This window comes from Henriciella aquimarina, from assembly GCF_002088975.1.
Classification (GTDB): domain Bacteria; phylum Pseudomonadota; class Alphaproteobacteria; order Caulobacterales; family Hyphomonadaceae; genus Henriciella; species Henriciella aquimarina.
In genome coordinates this window covers 19632-42834 of the sequence record NZ_NCST01000085.1, presented here as the reverse complement: position 1 = coordinate 42834, position 23203 = coordinate 19632, and the positions used below count along the sequence as shown (strand labels likewise).

At 63.7% G+C, this 23203-nt stretch carries 27 protein-coding genes, 1 tRNA gene, 1 other RNA gene and 1 riboswitch; of the genes, 16 read left to right on the top strand and 13 right to left on the bottom strand.

Annotated elements, in window-relative coordinates; all coding sequences use genetic code 11:
- Positions 1-7: 7 nt before the first annotated feature.
- Positions 8-120, top strand: a riboswitch (TPP riboswitch).
- The 5 genes from B8784_RS13790 to B8784_RS13770 all read left to right on the top strand — a co-directional run bounded on the left by B8784_RS13790 (position 119) and on the right by B8784_RS13770 (position 4681).
- On the top strand, positions 119-850 hold the full coding sequence (locus B8784_RS13790; RefSeq protein WP_199288585.1) for a hypothetical protein: 732 nt from the start codon (positions 119-121) through the stop codon (positions 848-850). It overlaps the preceding riboswitch by 2 nt.
- The gene (gene thiC, locus B8784_RS13785) at positions 847-2730 is read left to right on the top strand and encodes a phosphomethylpyrimidine synthase ThiC (protein WP_084398523.1); all 1884 of its coding nucleotides are present in this window, start codon (positions 847-849) and stop codon (positions 2728-2730) included. Before B8784_RS13790 ends, thiC begins: the two co-directional genes overlap by 4 nt.
- A gap of 212 nt (positions 2731-2942) precedes the next feature.
- On the top strand, positions 2943-3662 hold the full coding sequence (locus tag B8784_RS13780) for a hypothetical protein (RefSeq protein ID WP_143435486.1): 720 nt from the start codon (positions 2943-2945) through the stop codon (positions 3660-3662).
- 210 nt (positions 3663-3872) lie between these two features.
- Complete coding sequence (locus B8784_RS13775; RefSeq protein ID WP_084398521.1) at positions 3873-4382, top strand: REP-associated tyrosine transposase; 510 nt, start codon at positions 3873-3875, stop codon at positions 4380-4382.
- A gap of 77 nt (positions 4383-4459) precedes the next feature.
- Entirely contained in the window at positions 4460-4681 is a 222-nt protein-coding gene (locus B8784_RS13770) for a SlyX family protein (protein ID WP_084398520.1), read from the top strand.
- Between the two features lie 178 nt (positions 4682-4859).
- On the opposite strand, the gene B8784_RS13765 is transcribed toward B8784_RS13770, so the two are convergent.
- A complete protein-coding gene (locus tag B8784_RS13765) occupies positions 4860-5441 on the bottom strand; it encodes a hypothetical protein (protein ID WP_143435484.1) in 582 nt (193 codons plus the stop codon).
- A gap of 736 nt (positions 5442-6177) precedes the next feature.
- Here B8784_RS13765 and B8784_RS13760 point away from each other — a divergent pair.
- The gene (locus B8784_RS13760; protein ID WP_084398518.1) at positions 6178-6606 is read left to right on the top strand and encodes a VOC family protein; all 429 of its coding nucleotides are present in this window, start codon (positions 6178-6180) and stop codon (positions 6604-6606) included.
- Between the two features lie 13 nt (positions 6607-6619).
- Here the strand turns inward: B8784_RS13760 and B8784_RS13755 are convergent, their stop codons facing one another.
- Positions 6620-6862 (bottom strand): YdcH family protein, encoded by a 243-nt coding sequence (locus tag B8784_RS13755; RefSeq protein WP_084398517.1) that lies wholly within the window; start codon positions 6860-6862, stop codon positions 6620-6622.
- Positions 6863-7050: 188 nt separating this feature from the next.
- Here B8784_RS13755 and B8784_RS13750 point away from each other — a divergent pair, with 188 nt between their 5' ends.
- Positions 7051-7446, top strand: a complete 396-nt coding sequence (locus B8784_RS13750) for an RcnB family protein (RefSeq protein ID WP_158085686.1) — start codon at positions 7051-7053, stop codon at positions 7444-7446.
- A gap of 65 nt (positions 7447-7511) precedes the next feature.
- On the opposite strand, the gene B8784_RS13745 is transcribed toward B8784_RS13750, so the two are convergent.
- Together B8784_RS13745 and B8784_RS13740 are read right to left on the bottom strand one after the other, a co-directional pair.
- Positions 7512-8048 carry a hypothetical protein gene (locus tag B8784_RS13745; RefSeq protein ID WP_143435482.1) on the bottom strand — a complete coding sequence of 179 codons (537 nt, stop codon included), beginning with the start codon at positions 8046-8048 and terminating at the stop codon, positions 7512-7514.
- A 187-nt stretch (positions 8049-8235) separates the two neighbouring features.
- Complete coding sequence (locus tag B8784_RS13740; protein ID WP_084398514.1) at positions 8236-8634, bottom strand: DUF4168 domain-containing protein; 399 nt, start codon at positions 8632-8634, stop codon at positions 8236-8238.
- A gap of 179 nt (positions 8635-8813) precedes the next feature.
- Here B8784_RS13740 and ssrS point away from each other — a divergent pair.
- The 4 genes from ssrS (at position 8814) to B8784_RS13725 (ending at position 12113) form a co-directional block, all read left to right on the top strand.
- Positions 8814-8970, top strand: a non-coding RNA gene (ssrS, locus tag B8784_RS22280) — 6S RNA.
- A gap of 60 nt (positions 8971-9030) precedes the next feature.
- On the top strand, positions 9031-9891 hold the full coding sequence (locus B8784_RS13735; RefSeq protein WP_084398513.1) for a DMT family transporter: 861 nt from the start codon (positions 9031-9033) through the stop codon (positions 9889-9891).
- 36 nt (positions 9892-9927) lie between these two features.
- The gene (locus B8784_RS13730; RefSeq protein WP_084398512.1) at positions 9928-11382 is read left to right on the top strand and encodes a lipopolysaccharide biosynthesis protein; all 1455 of its coding nucleotides are present in this window, start codon (positions 9928-9930) and stop codon (positions 11380-11382) included.
- 8 nt (positions 11383-11390) lie between these two features.
- Positions 11391-12113, top strand: a complete 723-nt coding sequence (locus tag B8784_RS13725; protein WP_084398610.1) for an inner membrane-spanning protein YciB — start codon at positions 11391-11393, stop codon at positions 12111-12113.
- Here the strand turns inward: B8784_RS13725 and B8784_RS13720 are convergent.
- Positions 12076-12639 carry an NUDIX hydrolase gene (locus B8784_RS13720; protein WP_084398511.1) on the bottom strand — a complete coding sequence of 188 codons (564 nt, stop codon included), beginning with the start codon at positions 12637-12639 and terminating at the stop codon, positions 12076-12078. The two genes, B8784_RS13725 and B8784_RS13720, sit on opposite strands and share 38 nt — an antisense overlap.
- Before the next feature lie 114 nt (positions 12640-12753).
- Here B8784_RS13720 and B8784_RS13715 point away from each other — a divergent pair, with 114 nt between their 5' ends.
- A complete protein-coding gene (locus B8784_RS13715) occupies positions 12754-13365 on the top strand; it encodes a MarR family winged helix-turn-helix transcriptional regulator (protein WP_084398609.1) in 612 nt (203 codons plus the stop codon).
- 6 nt (positions 13366-13371) lie between these two features.
- Here B8784_RS13715 and B8784_RS13710 read toward each other — a convergent pair whose 3' ends face one another.
- From B8784_RS13710 to ccmA, 5 genes are read right to left on the bottom strand one after another with little or no spacing between them, the layout of a single operon-like run.
- The gene (locus B8784_RS13710) at positions 13372-13893 is read right to left on the bottom strand and encodes a redoxin family protein (protein WP_084398510.1); all 522 of its coding nucleotides are present in this window, start codon (positions 13891-13893) and stop codon (positions 13372-13374) included.
- Entirely contained in the window at positions 13890-14042 is a 153-nt protein-coding gene (locus B8784_RS21640) for a hypothetical protein (RefSeq protein ID WP_158085685.1), read from the bottom strand. The genes B8784_RS13710 and B8784_RS21640 overlap by 4 nt, the downstream gene beginning before the upstream one ends.
- A gap of 6 nt (positions 14043-14048) precedes the next feature.
- On the bottom strand, positions 14049-14780 hold the full coding sequence (gene ccmC, locus B8784_RS13705; RefSeq protein WP_084398509.1) for a heme ABC transporter permease CcmC: 732 nt from the start codon (positions 14778-14780) through the stop codon (positions 14049-14051).
- 22 nt (positions 14781-14802) lie between these two features.
- Positions 14803-15465, bottom strand: coding sequence for a heme exporter protein CcmB (gene ccmB, locus B8784_RS13700; protein WP_084398508.1), 663 nt, complete (start codon positions 15463-15465; stop codon positions 14803-14805).
- Positions 15462-16037 (bottom strand): heme ABC exporter ATP-binding protein CcmA, encoded by a 576-nt coding sequence (ccmA, locus tag B8784_RS13695; RefSeq protein WP_143435481.1) that lies wholly within the window; start codon positions 16035-16037, stop codon positions 15462-15464. Before ccmA ends, ccmB begins: the two co-directional genes overlap by 4 nt.
- 135 nt (positions 16038-16172) lie before the next feature.
- Here ccmA and acnA point away from each other — a divergent pair, with 135 nt between their 5' ends.
- Both acnA and B8784_RS13685 read left to right on the top strand, forming a co-directional pair.
- A complete protein-coding gene (gene acnA / locus B8784_RS13690; protein ID WP_084398507.1) occupies positions 16173-18947 on the top strand; it encodes an aconitate hydratase AcnA in 2775 nt (924 codons plus the stop codon).
- Between the two features lie 102 nt (positions 18948-19049).
- Entirely contained in the window at positions 19050-19700 is a 651-nt protein-coding gene (locus B8784_RS13685; RefSeq protein ID WP_084398506.1) for a DUF1223 domain-containing protein, read from the top strand.
- 39 nt (positions 19701-19739) lie between these two features.
- Here the strand turns inward: B8784_RS13685 and phaR are convergent, their stop codons facing one another.
- Complete coding sequence (gene phaR, locus B8784_RS13680; protein WP_084398505.1) at positions 19740-20375, bottom strand: polyhydroxyalkanoate synthesis repressor PhaR; 636 nt, start codon at positions 20373-20375, stop codon at positions 19740-19742.
- Positions 20376-20546: 171 nt separating this feature from the next.
- Here phaR and phbB point away from each other — a divergent pair, with 171 nt between their 5' ends.
- On the top strand, positions 20547-21272 hold the full coding sequence (gene phbB, locus B8784_RS13675; protein WP_084398504.1) for an acetoacetyl-CoA reductase: 726 nt from the start codon (positions 20547-20549) through the stop codon (positions 21270-21272).
- Here phbB and B8784_RS13670 read toward each other — a convergent pair whose 3' ends face one another.
- Entirely contained in the window at positions 21273-22022 is a 750-nt protein-coding gene (locus tag B8784_RS13670; RefSeq protein ID WP_158085684.1) for a thermonuclease family protein, read from the bottom strand. It lies immediately after the preceding gene.
- 82 nt (positions 22023-22104) lie between these two features.
- Here B8784_RS13670 and B8784_RS13665 point away from each other — a divergent pair.
- Positions 22105-22181, top strand: a tRNA-Arg gene (locus B8784_RS13665).
- 35 nt (positions 22182-22216) lie between these two features.
- On the opposite strand, the gene B8784_RS13660 is transcribed toward B8784_RS13665, so the two are convergent.
- Positions 22217-23188, bottom strand: a complete 972-nt coding sequence (locus B8784_RS13660) for an N-acyl homoserine lactonase family protein (RefSeq protein ID WP_084398502.1) — start codon at positions 23186-23188, stop codon at positions 22217-22219.
- Between the last annotated feature and the right edge of the window lie 15 nt (positions 23189-23203).

Here is a 23203-nt window from a genome sequence, read left to right as displayed (position 1 = left end):
AGGATACTTTCCATCCGAGGGGCGCGTTGTGCCAAGCGCTGAGACCGGGCTGAAGCCGCCCGGGCACCCTTAGAACCTGATCCGGCTCGGACCGGCGTAGGAACGGAAAGGTTTTGATTTGGCGTATCCCGCCCACATTACACTCCCCTCCCGATTTAACGGCCCGCCGGGCACGGCGAATGGCGGCTATGTGGCCGGCCGGCTCGCCAGCCTGCTGGATGGCCCTGTCGAGGTCAGCCTGCGGGTGCCGCCGCCGCTCGACCGGCCGATCCGCATCGAGGAGACCGCCACCGGTCTCGAGGCCTATGAGGGCGACACGCTCATCGCGGCGGCCGTCCCGGCCGACCCGCTGGAGGCGGCGATGCCGGCGCCCACGCTGGAAGAGGCCAGCGCGGCGCGCGGGCGTTTTCCGCCGGTCGAGGAGCATGCCTTTCCGCACTGTTTCGTCTGCGGCCCGGAACGCGCCGAGGGCGATGGCCTGCGTATCTTCACCGGCGCCGCCGACAGCTTCGAGGGTGTCGCCGATATCTGGACGCCCGCCCCGGAATTTGCCGGAGAGGACGGCTATGTCCGCCCCGAAATCCTCTGGGCTGCGCTCGACTGCCCCGGCGCCTTTGCCGTCGGCTTTCAGGAGAACCCGATGGTGCTCGGGCGTATCCGCGGCGTCATCCATGACCGCCCCAGGGCCGGCGAGCGCCTGATCGTCGCCGGCTGGGCGCGCTTCCATGACGGACGCAAGCACGGCGCCGCCACCGCCCTCTATACCGAAACGGGCCGTCTGCTCGCCCAGACGGACCAGCTCTGGATCGAGCTCAAGACAACCCCCTCAGGCCAGGAGGCCCCCTCATGAACAAGCCGACCCCTCAATCCGATTTCGCGACCCCGACCGTCACGACCGGCCCGCTGCCGGCGAGCCGCAAGGTCTACACCCATCCGAAGGCCGACCCGACCCTCAGCGTCCCGCGCCGCCTGATCGATCTTCACCCGTCCGCCAATGAAGCGCCGGTGCCGGTCTACGACACGTCCGGGCCGTACTCCGACCCGTCGGTTACCATTGATGTCGAAAAGGGCCTTGAGCGCCACCGCACCGAGTGGGTGCTGGAGCGCGGCGGCGTCGAGCAATATGATGGCCGCGACGTCAGGCCCGAAGACAATGGCGGCGTCAGCGGCGACCATCTCGCCCGCGAATTCCCGACGCGCCACCAGCCGCTGCGCGGGACCGGCGGCAAGCCCGTCACCCAGTACGAGTTCGCCCGCGCGGGCATCATCACCAAGGAGATGATCTACGTCGCCGAGCGCGAGAATCTGGGCCGTCAGGAAATGCTGGAAAACGCCGAGGAGAAGATCGCCGAGGGCGAAAGCTTCGGCGCGGAGATCCCGGCCTTCATCACGCCGGAATTCGTGCGCGACGAGATCGCCAAGGGCCGCGCCATCATCCCGGCCAATATCAACCATCCGGAGCTTGAGCCGCAGATCATCGGGCGCAATTTCCTGGTCAAGATCAACGCCAATATCGGCAACTCGGCCGTCACCTCGTCGGTGGAAGAGGAAGTCGACAAGATGGTCTGGGCGACGCGCTGGGGCGCCGACAATGTCATGGACCTGTCGACCGGCCGCAACATCCACAACACGCGCGAATGGATCATCCGCAACAGCCCCGTCCCGATCGGCACCGTGCCGATCTACCAGGCGCTGGAGAAGGTGAACGGCGTCGCCGAGGACCTGACATGGGAGGTCTATCGCGACACCCTGATCGAGCAGTGCGAGCAGGGCGTCGACTATTTCACCATCCATGCCGGCGTGCGGCTCGCCTATATCCACCTCACCGCCAAGCGCGTCACCGGCATCGTCTCGCGCGGCGGCTCGATCATGGCGAAATGGATGCTCGCCCACCACACAGAGAGTTTCCTCTACACCCATTTCGAGGACATCTGCGAGATCATGCGCGCCTATGACGTCTCCTTCTCGCTCGGCGACGGCCTGCGCCCCGGCTCCATCGCGGATGCAAACGACGCGGCCCAGTTCGCGGAGCTGGAGACGCTCGGCGAGCTCACCAAGATCGCCCACGCCAAGGGCTGCCAGGTGATGATCGAGGGGCCGGGCCACGTCCCGATGCACAAGATCAAGGTGAATATGGACAAGCAGCTGCGCGAATGCGGCGAGGCGCCCTTCTACACGCTGGGCCCGCTCACCACCGACATCGCGCCCGGCTATGACCACATCACCTCGGGCATCGGCGCGGCGATGATCGGCTGGTACGGCACAGCCATGCTCTGCTACGTCACGCCGAAGGAGCATCTCGGCCTGCCGGACCGCGACGATGTCAAAGTCGGCGTCATCACCTACAAGCTCGCCGCCCACGCCGCAGACCTCGCCAAGGGCCACCCTGCCGCGCAGGTGCGCGACGATGCGCTGTCACGCGCCCGTTTCGAGTTCCGCTGGGAGGACCAGTTCAACCTCTCCCTCGACCCCGAAACGGCCCGCGACTATCACGACCAGACCCTGCCGAAAGAGGCCCACAAGGTCGCCCATTTCTGCTCCATGTGCGGCCCGAAATTCTGCTCCATGAAGATCACCGCGGAAGTGCGGGATTACGCGGCAGGCATGACGGATAATGAAAAGGCGGATCTGGAACGCCAGGCGAGAGAGGCGGAAGAGGGCATGGCCGCCAAGAGCGCAGAATACGAAGCGATGGGGCGGAAGCTTTATGTGGAGACGGAGCAATCATAGATTGCGTCAAATCTTCCAACGCCTAAGCTAAGTTACGATGCGTTCGGTATGCTGGAGGGGATAGTTTGGTCCGAAAGGAACACGTTTTCAGATTCACACCTGAAGACAACTTACAGAACTTTCTCAAAAAGCCTGAAGGTCGGTTGCTACTCGTAGTCGCCGTTCTGAATGTTCTGTTTGCCAGTGCTCTGTTAGGCCAAGCGACTGACCATATGTACGATGAGGAACTGGTTCCTCTGTTGGCAATGATCTGCATTCTGCCGACAGTACTATACTTTTTGGCGGCTTTCGTTTCTGGTCACTTCAGGCTTGGAAGATGGGTATTTCTTTCTCTGTTCGCGGTTGGGAGCCTCAACTTCCTGACTGAAGATGGGGGTTATCCATTGTACTGGGTTGGAAGCATGTTGGTTTCGTCGGCGTATTGGTTGATCGCGATGCGCTGGCGATCAGAACCCGTTTATCTGCCAGATCGTCCGAGACCGACCCAAGTTAGCTATGTGGGAGCGTGGCTGATCAGCGGTTTTTTGGCCGGTGTAGCGTATGCGGCGATCGGTACTGTAGACACGCGATACTACTATCCGTCAGAACTGCTGGCGCTGTTTTTGTTCGGCTTAACGCTAAATATTGCCGCGTCTTTGATCGTATACTCAATGTTTTCCCAGCTAAGGCTCTACTTAGTGATGCCATATCTGTGGGGCTTGGGTTTGGTTGGCGTTGTCTTGGCTAGTGCAGTGGTTCTGGGGCGAGACGAATTAAATGATCCAACACTTGCAGGCTATGCCGCAGCAGAATCCCTTATAGTACTCGTGGTGCATAATCTCGCGTTCTACTTTTTCTTCAAATCGAAAGGCCGAATGCGACGTCAGATCGAGCACTTGGGCTCCGCGTTATCCGACCGAGACAAGAGGAACGCTGTCAAAGCATTCGAATAGATCAATCGAGTAAGCGAAACTCCGTTTCGCCGTAGGGCGGGATGAAATCCCGCTTCTATGATCCGGTGCCGCAAATGATAAATGGCGGGATTGCGGCTACGCCTCCATCACCGCCCTACCGCGCCAAACCTTCTGGCGGGTATCGGCCTTTGGCCTCAACGCCGCCCTACGGGCCTTCACGATTGTATATGTTCGTGATATGTTCCGGTCATGCCGACCTATCGTCGTCTCTATGTGCCGGGTGGGACTTACGCCTTTACGCTGTGCCTTCATGACCGGCGGGCCGATACGCTCGTCCGGTTTATTGATAATTTGCGCGCCTCATATCGTGACGTAACGGCCCGGCATCCGGCCCGGACAATCGCGATCTGCGTCCTGCCCGATCACATGCATCTGCTCTGGGCCTTACCGGACGGCGACTGCGATTTTGTAAACCGGTTGCGGCTGATCAAGGCCGGTTTCACGCGGCGCTTGCCACCGCACCTGAAATCCGCCGGCCGCAAAGGTGAGCGGCTCATCTGGCAATCGCGCTATTGGGAACATGTTATCCGGGGCGAGAAGGATCTCGCCGCGCACATGGATTATATCCACTGGAACCCGGTAAAACATGGGCTTGTGACATCGCCGGAGGCGTGGCCGCACTCGTCCTGGCATCGTTACAAGGATAATTGGAACCGGGAATGGAAACCGGAAACGCCTGTCCTCCTCACCGAACCGTAGGGCGGGATGCAATCCCGCCAAAAGCGTCATGGAAATGGCGGGTATCGCTGCGCTCAGCGCCGCCCTACATTGCCGCCATGTCAGACACATCCAGCACCGCCTCCCGCCTCGACGAGCTTGAAGTGCGTGTGGTCCATCAGGACCAGACGATTGAGGATCTCAACGCGGCGATCACGGCGCAGTGGAAACTGATCGAGCGGCTGGAGCGGCAGGTCGAGCGCCTCGCCGAGCGCGTCGCCGACGCCGAACAGTCCGCCGGCCAGGCCACCCCCGTCGACCGTCCCCCGCCGCATTATTGAGGGTGCGGAGGAAGACGCATCGCCCTGCGATGCGCGGTAGCACGAGCGCATTCCATGGGCGGCTTCATCCTTCGACAGGCTCAGGATGGGGTTGCTCTTTGTGGCAGCCTGCCCCTGCGTAGGCAGGGGAAGGGCGAGGGCCATGGGGGGCAGATCAGACGTCGATGGTTCGCCGCACCTACCCGTCCAGCCAGGCTTTCACCGCGCCATGGTTTTCTTCGCAACGATTGAGCGTCATGACATCCCGGGAGACCGGATTGGACGACAGCCGTGCGATCAGCCTGTCATCGCCGCAGCGCCCGCAGGCTTTGGCGGTGTTGCACATCTGCTCGCGCTTCCGCCAGTTCGGCTCTGACGGGTCGACCGGGCAGCCCATCCGCGCCTCGGCGCTCTGGCACCAGGCGGCCTTCTCCGGCATCGTTGCCGCGCGCGCCGCAACGCTTGGGCCGGTCGCGGGGGCCGGCTGGCTTACCGGGCGGCGGCCCGAATTGGCATGGAAGCGGTCGCACTTGTCGCGGATGGAAGCGACCTGGTCGCTTGTCAGCGAGGCCGAGGTTTCCAGCGTCCGGATGCTCGCCTTGCAGGCCATGGTGCAGCGCAAGGCCGGCTTGCTGGCGGGCTGGATGGCCGCGCACGCATCGGCCTTGGCCTGCATCTCCGCGATGATGTCTCCATAGGCCCCGCCCTGTGCGGCGGATGGGCCGGACAGGCCTGCCGCCAGGAGGACCATGGCGGCCATGGCGATGAGTGTCCTGATCATGATGCGTCTCCCCCTTGGAGCGATCTTTCATAACCGGGCCGGGGCGGGCTGCAAGGCCGGGACGCGAAAATCCTGTCCCACCCCGCCTGCCGTGCGCCATACTCTCCGGTCTTCCATCGCGTGACAGGGCGGTCCGGACCGGCCGGATGCGGGGAAGGTGCGGGAGTGACCGCGGCTGCGGGCAGGGGCTAACGGCCCTGCCAGGCGGCGGGCGCCATGTGGGTTCATCAGTGCTGCGCCGACAGCTCGGCGTACGAAAATGTTTTCCGAGGCGGGCCGGGAGCGGGACACCCGAACGGCCAAGACCTCTCGCAGGGCGCGTCCTCAATGGGCGCTTAGAGCCACGCCGAAAGGCTGGCAGTTCCACCAGCGTCCCTTCAGGACGCGCCCGGCCCTGTCATCGGGGCGATGCATCACGCCAGCGGGAGACCGCGTGGCGGTTTTGGTGCTGGAGCTGTTCTATTCCCCTCTCCCGGCTTCGGGAGAGGGGTTAGGGGTGAGGGCACCGACGCTGGTTCTTGTTCAGAGGTCAGGATTCGACTGAACCGGTGCAGCCCTCATCCCCGGCCCTTCTCCCGCAATCGGGAGAAGGGAGAGGGCTGCAGCCCTGAGCCCGATCCATCGCGAAGCGGGGATCAAAGTCAAAATGCCAGCGAGGTCGAACCGGAGCCTCGCCCTTCGCCGGGGCGGGCGGATGGTGTAGGAGGGGCGTCAGCCGCAACATGACGAGAGCCCCATGCCGACCGTTCCCTTCCATCTTGCCTTTCCCGTTCGCGACCTCAGCGAGGCGCGCAAATTCTATGGCGGCCTGCTCGGCTGTCCGGAGGGGCGCTCCAGCGAGGAATGGGTGGATTTCGACTTTTACGGCCACCAGATCGTCGCGCATCTGGCGCCGGATCTCTGCCCGAGCGCCAGTGGGGGGGACCAGACAAATCAGGTGGACGGTAAAGGCGTGCCGGTCCGCCATTTCGGCATCGTGCTCGAAATGGGCGAGTGGCAGATGCTCGCCGAGCGCCTGGGCGGGCAGGTCGATTTCCTGATCGAGCCCTATATCCGCTTCCAGGGCGAACCCGGCGAGCAGGCGACGATGTTCTTCACCGACCCGTCCGGCAACGCCATCGAGATCAAGGCCTTTGCCGATATGGGCCGGTTGTTCGCGAAGTAACGGCGCGCGCGCCTCAGGCCTCGGTGGTCAGCATCGCGCCGATCTGGTCCTTGAGGTAGAGCCGCTTCTTGCGAAGCTCGGTCTGATGCTCGTCGCTCGCCGGTTCGATATCGGTCTCGATACGGTGAATCTCGCGGTTCACCTCATGATACTGATCGGCCAGTCGGGCAAAATGCGGATCGGCTTCCTTGAGCGCCTGCATCCGTTCGACGGCGTCCGGGAATTCCTCGGCGAGTTCATGCGGGGTGTGCGACATGCGCTGTGCTCCTCTTGCGGTAACCGGCGCATAGTCGGGGAGAGGAAGGGCGCTGCCTATTGCGGCAAATACGTAGTTGGCCCGGGGGCAGGCGCATGAATGCGAGATAACGCCATGTTGTGGGAACCGGCGCTCCCATGCGCCCGTTTTCTCCGCATGCAGAAGGCATGAGAAAGGACAGAATGCCCATGAAACATCTCATCCGAACCACAGCTTTCGGCGTGGTGGCCGCCGCCTTTGCCGCAAGTGCTGCCCCGGCCCTTGCCAAGCCGCCACACTGCCCGCCGGGCCATGCCAAGAAGGGCTGGTGCGGGCCGGGCTGGAAAGCTGACGGCTATGACCAGTGGCGCGACCGCGGTGGCGAGCAGCGCGCCTATGAGCAAGGCTATAAAGACGGACAGCGCGATGCGATCCGTTATGACGGGCGCTATTATGACGATTACCGCGTCATTCGCGACTATGACCGCTATGGCCTGCAGGCTCCGCCGAGCGGCCACTATTATGCCGAAGTCGACGGCGACGTCATGATGGTGGAGCTGGCGACCCAGCTCGTCACGCAGCTCATGTCGAACGGGCGCTATTAGAGCGCCGGAAGAAAGATGTGGAGATTGGGCCCGGATGACTTGTCCGGGCCCTTTTTCTGGCCGGCCTATTTGGTGTCGGCCGCACTCTGCACGCGGGCGTCGAGGCCCTCGCACGCAGCGCTTTCAAGATGGGTTTCCAGTCCGTCCGGGGCGGCCTGATCGGGAGAGAGATGCCAGCGCATCTCACCGGTCTGCGTATCGCCGTCGACTTCGGTCACTGTGTCGAACGCGACCAGGCCATCCTCGCCGGGCTGGCCGCCCGTCATCTCGACGGTGAAGCTTGCATAATAGGAGGCGTCTTCCTGGTGGATGACGCCATAATTGTCGCCGGTCATCTGCCCATCCTCGGCCACGGTCAGTTCGAGGGCTTCGGTCACGTCCGCATCGTCGCGGAAGTAGCAGTAATTGCCGGGGGTGAGCGTCTCAACCCGCGGGGCATCGCTGGCCGCGGCGTCCGGCGTGCCAGCGTCCGCGCTTTCAGCGGCCGGCGCATCTTGCGGGGTGTCCGGCATTTGTCCCCGGTCGGCGTCTTCCGTGTTACCACATCCAGCCAGGGCGAGGGCTGCAGCCATCAGGGGAAGGATCAGTCTGTTCATCATCATGTCTCTCGCAAGCCGGACTATCGGACCGCCAAGCTTTCACCGGACCGTGTCGAAGGCAAGCCGCTTTCGGTGCAGGGGCGGGGCTGTCGGCTGGTGCGGGCCCGGAGCGGCGCATAAAAATGGCCCCGCCAGCGCGTGCCGGCGGGGCCATGATGAGATAGAAACAAAAGAGCCTGGACGGAGTCCCTTAGCCTTCCATCTTGGCGCGGAGCTTGTTGGCCAGTTCCTCGTCGGCCTGCGCCAGCTGCACGATTTCGGTGAAGCGCTGTGCGGTCAGGCCTTCTTCCTGAATCGCGGCGATCATCTTCTCCTGGGCGCTCGCCTGGATTTCCTGGGCGGCCGCCTTGTCCTCAGCCGCCTGCAGTTCGGCATTGGCTTCGGTCGCGATCGTGGACACCTGATTGTTCGCTGCGACGAACTTGTTGATCTCGGCCTCTGTCACTGGCTCGATCTGAACCTGGGCCTGCGCATTCGCATCGCCCTGGGTCGACTGAGTTGCCTGCTGGGCAACAGCTGCGCCAGCTGTGGAGAGGGCCGCTGCAGCCAGAAGGGCCGTGGTGCGGGCACGAAGAGTGGTAAGAGCCATAGGGGTCTCCTTTCGGTTGTCACCTCACTGCCAGCCAAACAGGCCTGCAGCTTTGGCGAAACCCCCTATCTGCAATCGCGTTCCGGTTATGACTGCATCGTAATGGACCGGCATGACGGGGCGGGCGCTGAATCGCCTCTATCCAAAGGCCGGTGCGCACACTATCTGTAAGGGCTGCACAAGGGCTGCGGCGTTCGAGGAAGCCAGCTGTCCGCCGACCTTACGTTCCGTCAAGGGAACTGGCTCTGGGACTGGCCGTGGCCTATCCTAACCGGTACCCACCTAGTTGCTAGGTCGACGGGACACGAGAGCCAAGACGGCGTCTGCGGTCCTTGTGCGCACCTTCTCCCAATCGCTTGACTTTGAGCCCCGGCTGGCGGACGCGGAGATCCGCTCATGTCCGACAGTCTTGTGCCCGTCCTGCTATGCCTGTTCTCGGCCGTCACCGTTGCGACGGCGAACTTTGCCGTGAAACGCGGCGGCGACGTGCTGAGCGCGCGCATGGTGCTCTCGATCACCTCATCGCTCTGCGTGTTGCCCTTCGCCTTCGTCGTGCCCCTGCCGGACCGGGAGCTCTGGGTGGCGCTGGGCGTGGCGACGGCGGCCCACTGGGTCTACCAGTTCTGTATGATCCGCGCGCTGCACCGGGGCGACCTTTCGCTCGTCTTTCCGGTGATGCGCGGGCTCGCGCCGATGATGACCGCGCTGGTGGCCGTGATGGCACTGAACGAGTTTCCCGGCCTGTTCGGCTGGATCGGGCTGTCGCTGGCGACCCTGGCGCTCATCGTTTTCGCCCTGCCCGAGAGAAGCGAGACCGGGCAGAGGACGATCAATAGCGCAGCCCTTTTCTGGGCGGTCATGACATCCGCCGGGATCGGGCTCTACTCTGTGACAGACGCCTATGGCGTGCGCATCGCAGACCAGCGTTTCAGCTTCATTGTCTGGCTGTTCCTGCTCGACTGGATCGGGATTACCGCCGTGAGCCTCTGGACCCGGCGCGGCCAGCTCAGTGTGCGGCTGCGGCCCCAGCTTCTCGGCGGCATGGTTGGCGGGGTGGCAAACGTCCTCTCCTATGGCTCCGCGCTCGTGGCCTTCTCGCTCACCCATGCCGCGACCGTGACGGCGATAAGGGAGACATCGGTCGTTTTTGGCGCGATCCTGGGCGCGGTTTTCCTGAAGGAAGGCTTCGGCAAGCGCCGGATCGTGGCGGCGAGCGTTCTGGCCGCCGGTCTCCTTCTGCTGGAAACCGACATTTAATCCTCCCTTCGGATATCGCTGCTACGGTCTGCGGCCATGAAGCTCACGCGTCATCTCGCCGGCTATCTGCCCGCCAACCTTGCCAGCGCGATTGCGTCTTTTGGTGGGGTGTATGTCTTCACGCGCCTGCTGGGCGCGGAAGACTATGGCCGGTATGCGCTGATGTTCGCGGTCATGGCGCTGATCCATACGGTGACGCTGGCCCCGGCCGAAGCCGCCGCCTACCGTTTTACCGCGAGCGCGCAGGCGGCCGGGAAGATGGCGGATCATTTCCACACCGTGCGGGCCCTGATGCTGCGCTCTCTTGGGATTGCCGCGCTCGTCATGATCGCGCTGTCACTCGCGGTGGCGCACCTGCCGGACTATCTCGCGCTGCTACCCTGGATCGCCTTGCTGCTGCCGCTCAACACCCTGCTCCAGACCACGCTCGAAGCCCATCGGGCGCGCCAGCAGGTGGGCCGCTATGTAGCCGTTTTTTCCGGACGCCTGCTTGGCGGGTTCCTTCTCGGGGCGCTGATTGCCTGGCTGGGCGAAGCCAGCGCAGCAGCGCCCTTTATCGGCCTTGTCATTGCCGCGGCCCTTCTTGCCTTGCCGGAAGCGGCCTGGCTGATGAAAAGCGCGAAGGGCGGTGTGCCGGATGCCGGGCGCCGGAAGCAATATATGGCCTATGGCCTGCCGATTGCCGCCGCGCTCGGGCTTGACCTTCTGCTGTCGGCCGCCGACCGCTTCCTGATTGCGCTGTTCCTCGGCGAGGCGTCGGTCGGCGCCTATGCCGCCGGTTATGGCGTTGCCGACAAGACCGTGCTGCTACTCTGTGCTTGGGCAGCGATGGCCGGCTCGCCGCTGGTGATGGCAGCCTATGAGGCGGCAGGCCCGGATGCCGCGCGCGAGCAGGCGAGGGGGCTGGTGAAGACCATGCTCCTGATCGGGCTGCCGGCAGCCGCCGGGCTGGCGCTGGTTGCGCGCCCGCTGGCCGAGGCCCTGATCGGCGAAGAGGTTCGCGCCGGGGCTATCCGCATCATTCCGTGGATCGCTTTTGCCGGGCTGATGAACGGCCTGCTGATCCACTATTATTCCGAAGCCTTCCAGCTCGCGCGGAAGACCGGCGAACGGGCCCTGCTGATGCTCATCCCGGCCGGGGTGAACATTGCCGCCAATCTTGTCCTGATCCCGCGCTTCGGGCTGACAGGCGCCGTCATCGCGACCGTGGTGAGCTATGGCCTCGGCCTTATCATCCTGGCGCTGAGAGGACGGCGTTATGTGGCGCTGCCTCTGCCGGTCGGCGATCTCGCCAGGGTGATCCTCGCTAGCCTGTCCATGTGGCCAGTGATCGCGCTGGTCCCCGATTTCGGCAGCTGGCCGGAACTCATCGCCAAGGCCTGCGCTGGCGGAGTGACCTATATGGCCGTGGCATTGCTGCTCGACGCTGGCGGCGCGCGGTCATTCATGCAAGACAGACGCGGCACATCCAGTCCCGCACAAGCTTCGTAATGGACCACATGACAGACGAAAAACCCGGCCTCGATACCGCTGCCGACAAGGCGAACCAGATCTGGGGCGACCTTGTCCCGGTGATCGGCTTCGTCCTGATCTATAATCTGCTGCGCTTCGTGAACATCGACACCGAATGGCTCAACAAGGAGACCGCGCTCTACTGGGCCACCGGTGTGCTGATCGTGCTGACAGTGGGCGTCATCGTGCAGAAGCTCGTAAAGGGGCTGGCGATCCCGCCTTTCCTGATCATCAGCTCCACGATTGTCGGCGGGTTCGGGCTGATGGGAATCCTGCTTCAGGAGAAGTCCTTCATCTACATCAAGCCGACCATCCAGAACCTCTTCCTCGCCTCGATTATCTTCGGCAGCATGGCGGTCGGCCAGAATGTCTGGCGGGTGATGTTCAAACAGGTCTTTTCTCTGCCGGACCATGCCTGGAAGCAGCTTGCCATCCGCTGGGGGCTGTTCTTCGTCGCCATGGCGCTCTGGAACGAATATCTCTGGCGCACCTATGCACCGGGCTTCGAGGCGCCGCTGCGCTTTGCCGGACTGACCATCGCGCCGGCAGGAAGCTATGAGTTTCTCGGCATGACCTTCGGCTCCAAGGATGCCGAGGATGTCTGGGCGAACTGGAAGCTTGGCAACATGGTCATCACCTTCATCTTCGGGGCGGCAAATGTGCCCTACACCCTCAAACACCTTGAGGAGGAACCGGCGGCTGACGGGTGATCTTTTCCGTCCCCGGCGGATTGCCGAAGGGCGGGAAGGCCTCAAGGTGACGGCTTTCGGCATACTGGGTCAGCGCCCAGACCACGGTCGGGAAGGCGAGATCTGACCAGGGAATGTCCTTCCAGTCAAACAGGCGGGTTTCCTCGCTTTCCGGGCCCGGACGGAAATCCGACTCCAGGCTCGCGCGGAACATGATCTGGACCTGACCGATCCGGTGGACCGTATACATCGCAAGCACGCGCTCGATGGCGATGGTCGCGCAGGCTTCCTCGCGCGCTTCGCGCATGGCGGCTTCCTCGATGGATTCCCCGTGTTCCATGAATCCGGCCGGCAGGGTCCAGAACCCCTTGCGCGGTTCGATGGCCCGGCGGCAAAGCAGGATCTTCCGGTCACGGAGAACGACGGAGCCGGCAACAATTCGCGGGTTTTCATAATCGATGAACCCGCATGTGTTACAGACCAGTCTTTCGCGGTCGTCTCCGGCCGGGATGCGATACTCGAAATCTTCTTCGAAGCTCTGTGTCATGATGCTGTTATCGTCTCGCTTTATTGGGGAATTGCATTGATCCGCACACGGTTTGTTTCCACATAGGAAGGAATTGGAGAGACTATGTCGAATACAAGCGAGGATAAGGACGCCATGTCTGCCGAACAAGAAAACGCAGGATTTGAGCTTGCGGCCTCCCCCAGCCACCTGCTGCACAGGGCCCAGCAGTCTGCCGTCAACCTGTCCGCCAGTGCCTTGTCCGAGCAGGGGCTGACCCTTCGCCAGTTCGCCGTCCTGGCGGCGCTCGCAAAGGAAGAAGGTCAGAGCCAGGCGAGCCTCGTCGACAAGACCGGTATCGACCGCTCCACGCTGGCCGACATGGTCGGGCGCATGGAACGGGCCGGCTATATCAAGCGCGTCGAGTCGAAAGAGGACCGCCGCGCCAAGGCGGTCTCCCTCATGGCCAAGGGCCGCAAGGCCTATGAAGCCGCCCTGCCGGGGGTAGAAGCGGCCGACAAGGAAGTGCTGAGCCTGATCCGCGCCAATCGTCGCGTCGGCTTCCTCGCCTCGCTGGCCTCGATCGGTGGCCCGGAAGAGGCCGAGCCGGTCATCGAGGAAAAGGTCGAAGAGACCGCGGACGAGGACACCAAGGCCAAGGACAAGCCGAAAAAGTCCAAGGCGAAGGCCGACAAGACGGACAAGAACGCCAAGGCCTCGAAGTCGAAATCCGACAAGAAAAAGAAAAAGAAGAAAAAGAAGAAGTAGGGCTTTCTAGCCCTCCAGCGCCTTGCTGACCTCTTTGCGCCGGTCCTCGTCCAGGGGGCCGCGCACATGCAGGATGATCTTGCCTTCAGGGCTGATGACGAAGGTCTCGGGCACGCCGGTCAGGCCGAAGTCGAGCCCGCCCTGTCCGTCGCGGTCGACGCCGATGGCGGTGAAGGGGTTGCCCAGTTCCTGGAGGAAGCCCCGCGTCGCGGCGGGGTTGTCCTTGTAGGCAAGGCCGTAGACCTGTCCGGGATGGGCCTCGGCAAGGGCGGTAATGTCGCCATGCTCGGCCCGGCAAGGCGCGCACCAGCTGGCGAACAGGTTCACCATGACAGGGCCTTCGCCCGGCGGCGGAGCGAATGAGATCGTCTGGCTGTCATCGCCCAGCAGCGGAAACTGGCGGTCCGGCGCGGAGCGGTCGGCCTTCGCCACGAAGCTCTCTTCGCTCGGGCGGAAGAGCTGGATGCCGCCGAGAATGGAGAGCCCGACAAGCGCGGCGAGCGGAGCAAGAGCCTGCCAGCGTTTCATCGCTTCTCACTCGCCTGCAACCGCTCCAGCCGGCGTTTGGCGAAGCGGGCTTTCAGTCCGGCATAGAGCCCGAGCAGGGCCGGAACGGTCAGGCCGATCGCGAAGATCGCCCAGATGAAAGCGGCATTGTCGTCGAATTGGGGCAGCATCGCCGGTCAGCCTCCTGCCAGTTTGCGGGCCATGATGACATCGCCGCGCCGGCGCCAGACTTCGGCACGCATCAGCGTCATGGTCAGGCTTGCAAAGAAGATCAGATGGCCGAGCGCGCCGATGAGAAGCGGGGTGAGATAAACCGCCGGCATGGACGGCCCGTCCATGCGCATAACGCTCGGGCCCTGGTGGATCGAGGCCCAGATGTCGACCGAGAACTTGATCAGCGGAACGTTCACCGCGCCCACCATGGCGAGGATCGCGCCGGCGCGGGCGGCTTTCTGGCGCGTGTCCATGGCCGCACGGAGCGCCATATAGCCCAGGAAGAGGAAGAACATCAGCAGCACCGACATCATCCGCGCATCGTCCCAGAGCCACCAGGTTCCCCAGGTCGGCTTGCCCCAGATCGAGCCGGTGGCGAGGCACATCGCGGTATAGCCCGCCCCGATCGGCGCGACGGATTTCGCGGCCATGTCGGCCAGTTCATGGCGCCAGATGAACCAGACGAAGCTGGCCAGGGCGAGGCCCATATAGCTGCCCATGGCGAGCCAGGCCGACGGGACATGGATGAACAGGGCGCGCATGATGTCCCCGCCCTGATAGTCGTCCTGCGGGACGATCCAGAGGGCTTGCCATACGCTCCACGCGATCAGGGCGACGCCAACCGCCAGGCAGGCGGGGGCGAGCCAGCGCGACAGCTTCATGAAGCGGTGAGGGTTGGCGAAGATCGATATCATGGGGCCTCTCAATAGCCGTGCGCTAGTCTACCGCCAAGCGTAGTGCCGCAGATGCGGCGAAAGGTGCTATCGCCAAGGCAAACAGCGTGGTGGCTGCCAGGAAGAGAAGGTTGGGGCCGACCGTGCCCGGCTCGGCGGCCAGCGCGCCGAAAATGGCGGTCGGAATGAAGAGGGGCAGGGCGAGAAGGGCGATCAGCAGGCCGCCGCGGGGCACGCTTGCAGCCAGTGCCCCGGCGACACCGCCCCAGAGGAAGAAGGCGAGCCCGCCCAGGCCGTAGGCGAGCATGGCCGGCAGGAGCTGCTCGGCCGGCAGCTGGAGGGTAAGTCCGATCAGCGGGGTCAGCAGGACGAGCGGCAGGCCCGACACTGTCCAGTGGGCGAGGATTTTCGCGGCGGCGACGAGGAAGAGCGGGCAATCCTCCTGCGCCCAGAGCTCCAGCGTGCCGTCCTCAAGGTCGGCCTGGAAGAGCCGCTCCATGGAGACGAGCGAGGCGAGCGCCAGCGCGACCCAGAGCACGCCGGTGCCGATGGCAGCGAGCTGGTCGGCTTCGCTGCCCACGGTGAAGGGCACAAGCATCGCGGCGCCTGCAAAGAAACCGATGGGGAGCAGGGCCCCGGCGCCGCCGGCCCAGGCTTCGGCGATGGCTTGACGGAAGGCCGCGCGGATGGGGGCGGGAGAGCTCACAGCACCACCTCCCGGCTTGTCTCGGAGAGGGCGTCGCCATGCAGCGCGGCAATGATGCCGCCGCCTTTCCGGCGATGCTCGACGAACAGGCTGGTGAGCAGGTCCCGCCCGTTTGTGTCCAGCGCGGTGAACGGTTCGTCCAGCAGCCAGATCGGCCGCTCGTCCAGAAGCAGGCGGGCGAGCGCCGTGCGCCGCCGCTGGCCGGCAGAGAGCAGCCGGGCCGGCACATCGATCGGCCGAGAGAGGCCCATCTCAGTGGCAACCGCTTCCGGGTCGGCCTCGCTGCCCCAGGCGCGGGCCCAGTGCCTCAGATGCTGGCGCGGGGTTTCGTAGGGCTTGAGGCCGTCCCGGTGGCCGAGCCAGTGATGGGGGCCCGACGGCTGCACCTCGCCGACAGCCGGGGCCGTCAGCCCGGCGAGCAGGCGCAGCAGCGTGGATTTGCCCGAGCCGTTCGGGCCACGCAGCACAATCGCTTCGCCCGGACGCAAGCTCAGATGCAGCCCTGAAAAGAGGATGCGTTCGCCGCGCACGGCCCCAAGACCGTCAGCCTCGATCAGCAACCCATCCGTCAAAGCGTTGCCCCTAGGAGAAATGACGCAGGATGCTGCGATTGCACACTTTGGGCTAGGCCTGTATGACGCGGGCAACGAAGCGGCGCGCCCGGGCGCGTGCGAAACCTGCTAGTACAAGAAGAGGTCATTCCAACGATGCCATCCCTCGATAGTTTCAAGTCCCGCCGCACTCTCGAAGTGGACGGCAAATCATACACCTACTACTCGCTTCCGGCTGCTGCGGAAAACGGTCTTGGCGATGTCTCACGGCTTCCGGCTTCACTCAAGGTGCTGCTGGAGAACATGCTGCGCAACGAGGACGGCAAAACCGTTACGAAGGACGATATCATCGCCTTCAAGGAATGGCTCGAAAACAAGGGCTCGACCAGCCACGAAATCGCCTACCGTCCGGCCCGCGTCCTGATGCAGGACTTTACCGGCGTTCCGGCGGTGGTTGACCTGGCCGCCATGCGGGATGCATCCGAAAAGCTCGGCGCCGAGGCCGAGGCCATCAACCCGCTTGTCCCGGTCGACCTCGTCATCGACCACTCCGTGATGGTCGATTTCTTCGCCGGCGAGGACAGCTTCGAGAAGAATGTCGAGATCGAGTACAAGCGTAACAAGGAGCGTTACGAGTTCCTGCGCTGGGGCTCCAAGGCCTTCCAGAATTTCCGCGTTGTGCCGCCCGGCACCGGCATCTGCCACCAGGTGAACCTGGAATATCTCGGCCAGACGGTCTGGACGAAGGAAGAAGACGGCGAGACGATCGCCTATTTCGACACCTGCGTCGGCACCGACTCCCACACCACCATGATCAACGGCCTGTCGGTTCTCGGCTGGGGCGTTGGCGGCATCGAGGCCGAAGCGGCCATGCTCGGCCAGCCGGTCTCCATGCTGATCCCGGAAGTCGTCGGCTTCAAGCTGACCGGCAAGCTCGCCGAAGGCGCCACCGCGACCGACCTCGTGCTGACCGTGACCCAGATGCTGCGCAAGCATGGCGTGGTCGGCAAGTTCGTCGAATTCTATGGCGAAGGGCTCGCCAATCTGACGCTGGAAGATCAGGCCACGATCTCCAACATGGCGCCGGAATATGGCGCGACCTGCGGCTTCTTCCCGGTCGACGAGGAAACGATCCAGTACCTCAACGACACCGGCCGCGACGCCGACCGCGTGAAGCTGGTCGAAGCCTATGCCAAGGCGCAGGGCTACTGGCGTCCCGAGCAGAAGGACCCGGTCTACAGCTCCAGCCTGGAGCTCGATCTCGCCAGCGTCGTCCCGTCGCTGGCCGGCCCGAAGCGCCCGCAGGACCGCGTGCTTCTGTCGGAAGCCGACAATGCCTTCCGCGATGCGCTCGCTGAAATCCGCGGCGGCCCCAAGGATCCGGCCACGACGCCGAGCACGAATGGCGAAGCCCGTTTCGTCGATGAAGGCGCAACCAGCGTCTACACCCATCCGGAATCCTATGGCGTCTCGATGCATGCCGTCGAAGGCACCGACTACCACATCCACGATGGCTCGGTTGTCATCGCGGCGATCACCTCGTGTACGAACACCTCCAACCCGTCGGTCATGCTGGCGGCTGGCCTGCTGGCGCGCAATGCGCTGGAAAAGGGCCTGACCCGCAAGCCGTGGGTGAAGACGTCGCTCGCTCCGGGCTCGAAGGTCGTGACCGACTATCTCGAGCGCGCCGGCCTGCAGGACGATCTGGACGGCCTCGGCTTCAACCTGGTCGGCTATGGCTGCACGACCTGTATCGGTAACTCCGGCCCGCTGCCGCCGGCCATTTCCAAGGCTGTCAACGAGAACGACCTTGTCGTCGGCTCGGTGCTGTCGGGTAACCGCAACTTCGAAGGCCGGATCAGCCAGGACGTTCGCGCCAACTATCTCGCTTCCCCGCCGCTGGTCGTCGCCTATGCGCTGGCCGGCTCGCTGCACATCAACCTGACCACCGACCCGCTCGGCAAGGACAAGGACGGCAATGATGTCTATCTCAAGGACATCTGGCCGAGCTCGCAGGAAATAGCGGCCGTGATGCGCGAAGCCGTGACCCCGGAGATGTTCAATGCGCGCTATGGCGACGTCTTCAAGGGTGACGAGCACTGGCAGAACATCTCGGTCACCGGGTCCAAGACCTATTCCTGGCCGCCGGAGTCCACCTATGTGCAGAACCCGCCCTATTTCGAGGGCATGGGCGTCGATCTGGAGCCGGCCGAGGATGTCCACGATGCCCGCATCCTGGGTCTCTTCGCAGACTCGATCACGACTGACCACATTTCGCCGGCCGGTTCGATCAAGCCGTCCAGCCCGGCAGGCAAGTACCTGCAGGACCATGGCGTCGATATTGTCGACTTCAACTCCTACGGCTCGCGCCGTGGCAACCACGAAGTCATGATGCGCGGCACCTTCGCCAATATCCGCATCAAGAACCAGATGGTGCCAGGCGTCGAAGGCGGCGTGACCATCCATCACCCGTCGGGCGATCAGATGGCGATCTATGACGCGGCGATGAAGTACAAGGATGACGGTGTTCCGCTGGTCGTCTTCGCCGGCAAGGAATACGGCACTGGCTCCTCGCGTGACTGGGCGGCCAAGGGCACGATCCTGCTGGGCGTCAAGGCCGTGGTCGCCGAGAGCTTCGAGCGTATTCACCGCTCCAACCTGATCGGCATGGGCGTGCTGCCCCTGCAGTTCAAGGACGGCCAGACCTGGAGCGCGCTCGGTCTCGACGGCTCCGAGCAGGTGACGATCGAAGGCATCGGCTCGATCAGCCCGCGTCAGGATCTCGACGTGGTCATCAAGAAGAAGGATGGCTCTACCGTGACCGCCAAGACGCTGGTGCGGATCGATACCGAGAACGAGCTCGATTACTTCCGCAATGGCGGCATCCTGCATTATGTGCTGCGCAACCTCGCCAAGGAAGCTGCGGCCTAGGCCGGCACATCCATCGCCCCGCCGCAGCCTGAGCGCTGTGGCGGGGCTCCTCACAGCACAGTGATTTTGACTGGGACAGCGCAGACGCTATTTGAGCCCGCCATGAGATACATCCTGGTGTTCCTCGCGAGTCTTGCCGCCACGGGCCTGCAGGCGGTTGCCGAACCGCCCGTACTGATCGAGCTGTTCGCCTCGCAGAATTGCAATGCCTGCCCGAAGGCGCACAAGACGCTCAAGGCCGTCGAGGCCGAGCATGAGAGCGAGGTTCTCGTGCTGACCTGGTCGGTCGACTATTGGGACTATCTTGGCGCGCCCGATCCAATGGCGATCCCCGCGGCCACCGAGCGCCAGGCCGCCTATGCGGACCGTTTCGGCATCCGCGCGCCCTATACGCCGCAATCGGTCTATGACGGGGCGATGCAATGTCCCGCGACGCGGAAGAAGGCCGTCGAATCCAACATCAAGCATCGCGTGGCCGCCAAGCCGGAAGGCCAGGTGAAGATCGTTCCCGGCGACGCTACGCATTTCAGCCTGGATGGCTATACGCCGGCGCCAGCCGAGGTGCACCTCGTCGAATATCTCGCCGGGGCGGACAATGTCACTGACATGGTCAATCCGGTGACGCGAACACGCAAGCTCGGCACCTGGACGGGCGGGCGTGTCAGCTTTGCCTATGAATGCCGCCAGAGCTGCGCCGTCGTCGTGCAGGGGCGCGGGCATGGCGAAGTCTATGCCGCCGAGCTCCTGCCCTGAAGCATGAGGCCGCCCTGAGGCGGCCCGGCACAGGGGTGTCTATTTTTTCTGGGACAGGCTTTCGAGCTGTTCCTGCATCATCTTCATCTGCGTCTTGAGCGCAGCGACCGCGGCGTCGCGTTCATCGGCCTCGCCGCCGGCTTCAGGCTCAGGGTCCTGACGCTGCGGTTTTTCGGACTTGGAATGGACGTCCGCGGAACTGGTAGCGCCGGCAGCTGCGCCAGACATGGTCGGCGGCGTGAACATTTTCATCGCCTGTTCGAACATCTCCATATTCCGGCGGGCCTGCTTCTCGAACAGCGCCATCGGATGAGCCCCGCCCATCGCTTTCTTCAGGCGGTCCTGGCTTTCGGCGAAGCTGTTCATGCTCATATCGAGCCAGGCCGGCAGCATGTTCTGGGCGCCGCCGCCATAAAACCCGATCAGCTGGCGCAGGAAGGACAAGGGCAGGGCCCCGTCGCCCTTGGTCTCGCGCTCGAAGATGATCTGGGTCAGCACGGCGCGCGTCAGATCCTCGCCGGACTTTGCGTCACGCACTTCGAAATCGACTTCGCGCCGCACAAGATCTGCCAGGTGATCGAGTGTGACGTAGGATGAAGTGGACGTGTCATAAAGCCGCCGGTTGGCGTACTTCTTGATGATTACCGGTCCGTCCGTGCCGCTTGCCTTGGTCATTTCGTGCCCTTGCCTTCGCCTCTCATGGAGGGGTTGTTGTGATTTTGAGCCAATATTGGCACGCCGGAGGCCGACTTTCAAAATCGCCTTTCTCTCATACACATATCATGATTACATCGGGTTGAGCAGTCGCAGCAAAATTACGGCAGTGTAGTAATTACGGAGGAAGAAATGGCACGCGTGGTACTCGTGACGGGGGGAACTCGAGGAATCGGCAAGGCGATAAGCGAGCGGTTCAAGAAGGACGGTTATGCGGTCGCAGCCAATTATGGCGGCAATGCCGAGGCCGCTAAGGCCTGTGAGGAAGAGCTGGGCATCAAGACCTACAAGTTCGATGTCTCGAATTATGAAGAGACCGCCGCCGGCCTGAAACAGATCGAGGCCGATCTCGGCCCGATCGATGTGGTCGTGAACAATGCCGGCATCACGCGGGACGCGCCGTTCCACAAGATGACGCCGGACCAGTGGACCCAGGTTATCGATACCGACCTCAGCTCTGCATTCAACGTGACGCATCCGGTCTGGACCGGCATGCGCGAGCGTGGCTTCGGCCGGGTCATCAATATCTCGTCCATCAACGGCCAGAAGGGCCAGTTCGGCCAGGCCAACTATTCGGCGGCAAAGGCGGGCCTGATCGGTTTCACCAAGGCGCTGGCCCAGGAAGGCGCCAAGAAGGGGATCACGGTGAATGTCGTCGCCCCCGGCTATATCGACACCGACATGGTGCGGGCGGTGCCGGAAAAGGTGCTGGAGACGATCATCGCGACCATCCCGACCGGCCGGCTGGGCAAGGCCGAGGAGATCGCGTCCATGTGCGCCTATCTGGCCTCAGAGGAAGCCGCCTTCATCAACGGCGCGACGATGACAGTGAACGGCGCGCAGTACATCACCGGCTGATCAACCAGGCTCTGGGGTTTCGACGTGCAGCGGATGGACAAGCTCCATCCGCCCGTCACTCGTCCAGCCGCGCAGCCGGACCGGCGTGCCGGAGGGCATGTCGCAGGCTGAGCGGGCGGAAAAGGCGATGTCGATCAGCAGGCTGGCCCCCTGCATCTGCCGGGTGCAGCGGATGTCGTCTGCCTCGTCCGCCGGTGGGGGCGAGGCTGTGGCGCCAAACACGCCCTCGACAATCGTGAAGCCACGAAACGCCGCCCCGACATCAGTAGCGGGGCCGATGGCATAGGCGCGCTCCTGCCACAAGCCGAGACGCTTTGCGCGGGCCTCGCGCTCGGCTTTCATCAGGATCTCGCCGCCCGCATCTGTATCGGGATAGAGCCGCACGCGCACACCGCCGCGGCGGACGAGTTCGAGATTGACCCAATAGGCCGGTCCCGCCCCGTCAGCCGTCTTCACATGCGCCAGGGCGCGATCATAGCGGTCGCGTGTGAGGCCGGGATAGAAGAGGCGGACCTCCCGGCCCATGACAAGGTCTTCCAGCATGCGCGCGGAGGCTTCGGCATGGGGCTCGGCGTCACCATAGCGCCCGCCTGGCGAGGGCGCCTCAACCCCGACCAGCCGAACGCTCTGGCCCGTATCTAGGACAAGGGCGTCGCCGTCGATGACCCTGACGACCCGCCCGCGTTCGCCGGGCTGCATGGCGTCGAGCGGTGATCTGGGCGCGCAGGCGGCGAGCAGAAAAAGCGCCATGGCCATCATCCCGACCGTTATGCGCATACTTGCCCCTTCAATGTCCGTTCAAAAAAGGGTATCGCACACCTTCCGGCCAAACGTCCCCGTAGCTCAGCAGGATAGAGCAACAGATTCCTAATCTGTAGGTCACAGGTTCGAATCCTGTCGGGGACGCCATGCCGGGCCTTCCGGCTCACCCCGTCCTATACAGGCTAGCGCATCACCGCGGGAAGATCCTCGGTGTCTTCCGGCTCGTGCTGGATGATGACCTTGGCGCCAAGCGCGTCGGCCTTGGCTTCGAAGGCCTCCATGGAGGCGCGGGTTTCTTCCTCGCTCGAGTTGAATTGCGGCACGCGTCCAAGCTCGCGGCTCTCGTCGCGGTGCCACAAGTCGCCGGTCAGCAGGACCGGGCCGGTCTCCGGCAGGTTGACCAGCAGCGAGGAGTGGCCGGGCGTGTGGCCCGGCGTCATGAAGATGACGACGCTGCCATCGCCGAAGACATCGTAATCGTCCCCGATGATCTGGTGGTCGAGCGCTTCGAAGCCGGGAAACTGGGTGCCGGAATCCGTACCCGCCTCGGCCTCGGTATCCGGCGTTTCGGCGTCGGCCTCCGGCTCGGGGAACATCACGTCATATTCCTTCTGGTTCACGAGCCAGGTGGTGGCGGCCGGATCAAGCTGGTCGGCCTGGCCGGTATGGTCGAAATGGCTGTGAGAGATCGCGACATAGTCGAGATCGCTTATCTCCATGTCCCGGGCGGCGAGCTGGTCGCTGATCGTCTGTTCGAGCGAGACAGTGTAGATGTTGGTGGTCTGCTCGCCCTGCGAGACGAGGCTGCCCGGCAGGCCGAGATCCCAGAGGAGGTTGCCGTCCGGATGGCGCACCAGCCAGCACGTGTCGGTGAAGGTGTCGGTCTGGCCGGCATAGTCACCGGCAGACGAAAAGACATCGAGATCGGAGACATAGATCGAGCCGCAATCGAGCTTGATCAGCTCCACCGCATCGACCGTATCGGCCTCGGTGCTGGCGGTGTCGTCTGCGGCTGCGCCCTCATCGGCGGGCGCGGGTGTTTCGGTCGTGGTCTCGGTGTCCGGCGTTTCGGGCTCATCGGCCGGGCCGGAACAGGCGGCGATGGCCAGAAGTGCGGCGCTGGCGGTGGCGGTGGCAAGTACGGTGCGTTTCATCAATTCAACCCCATG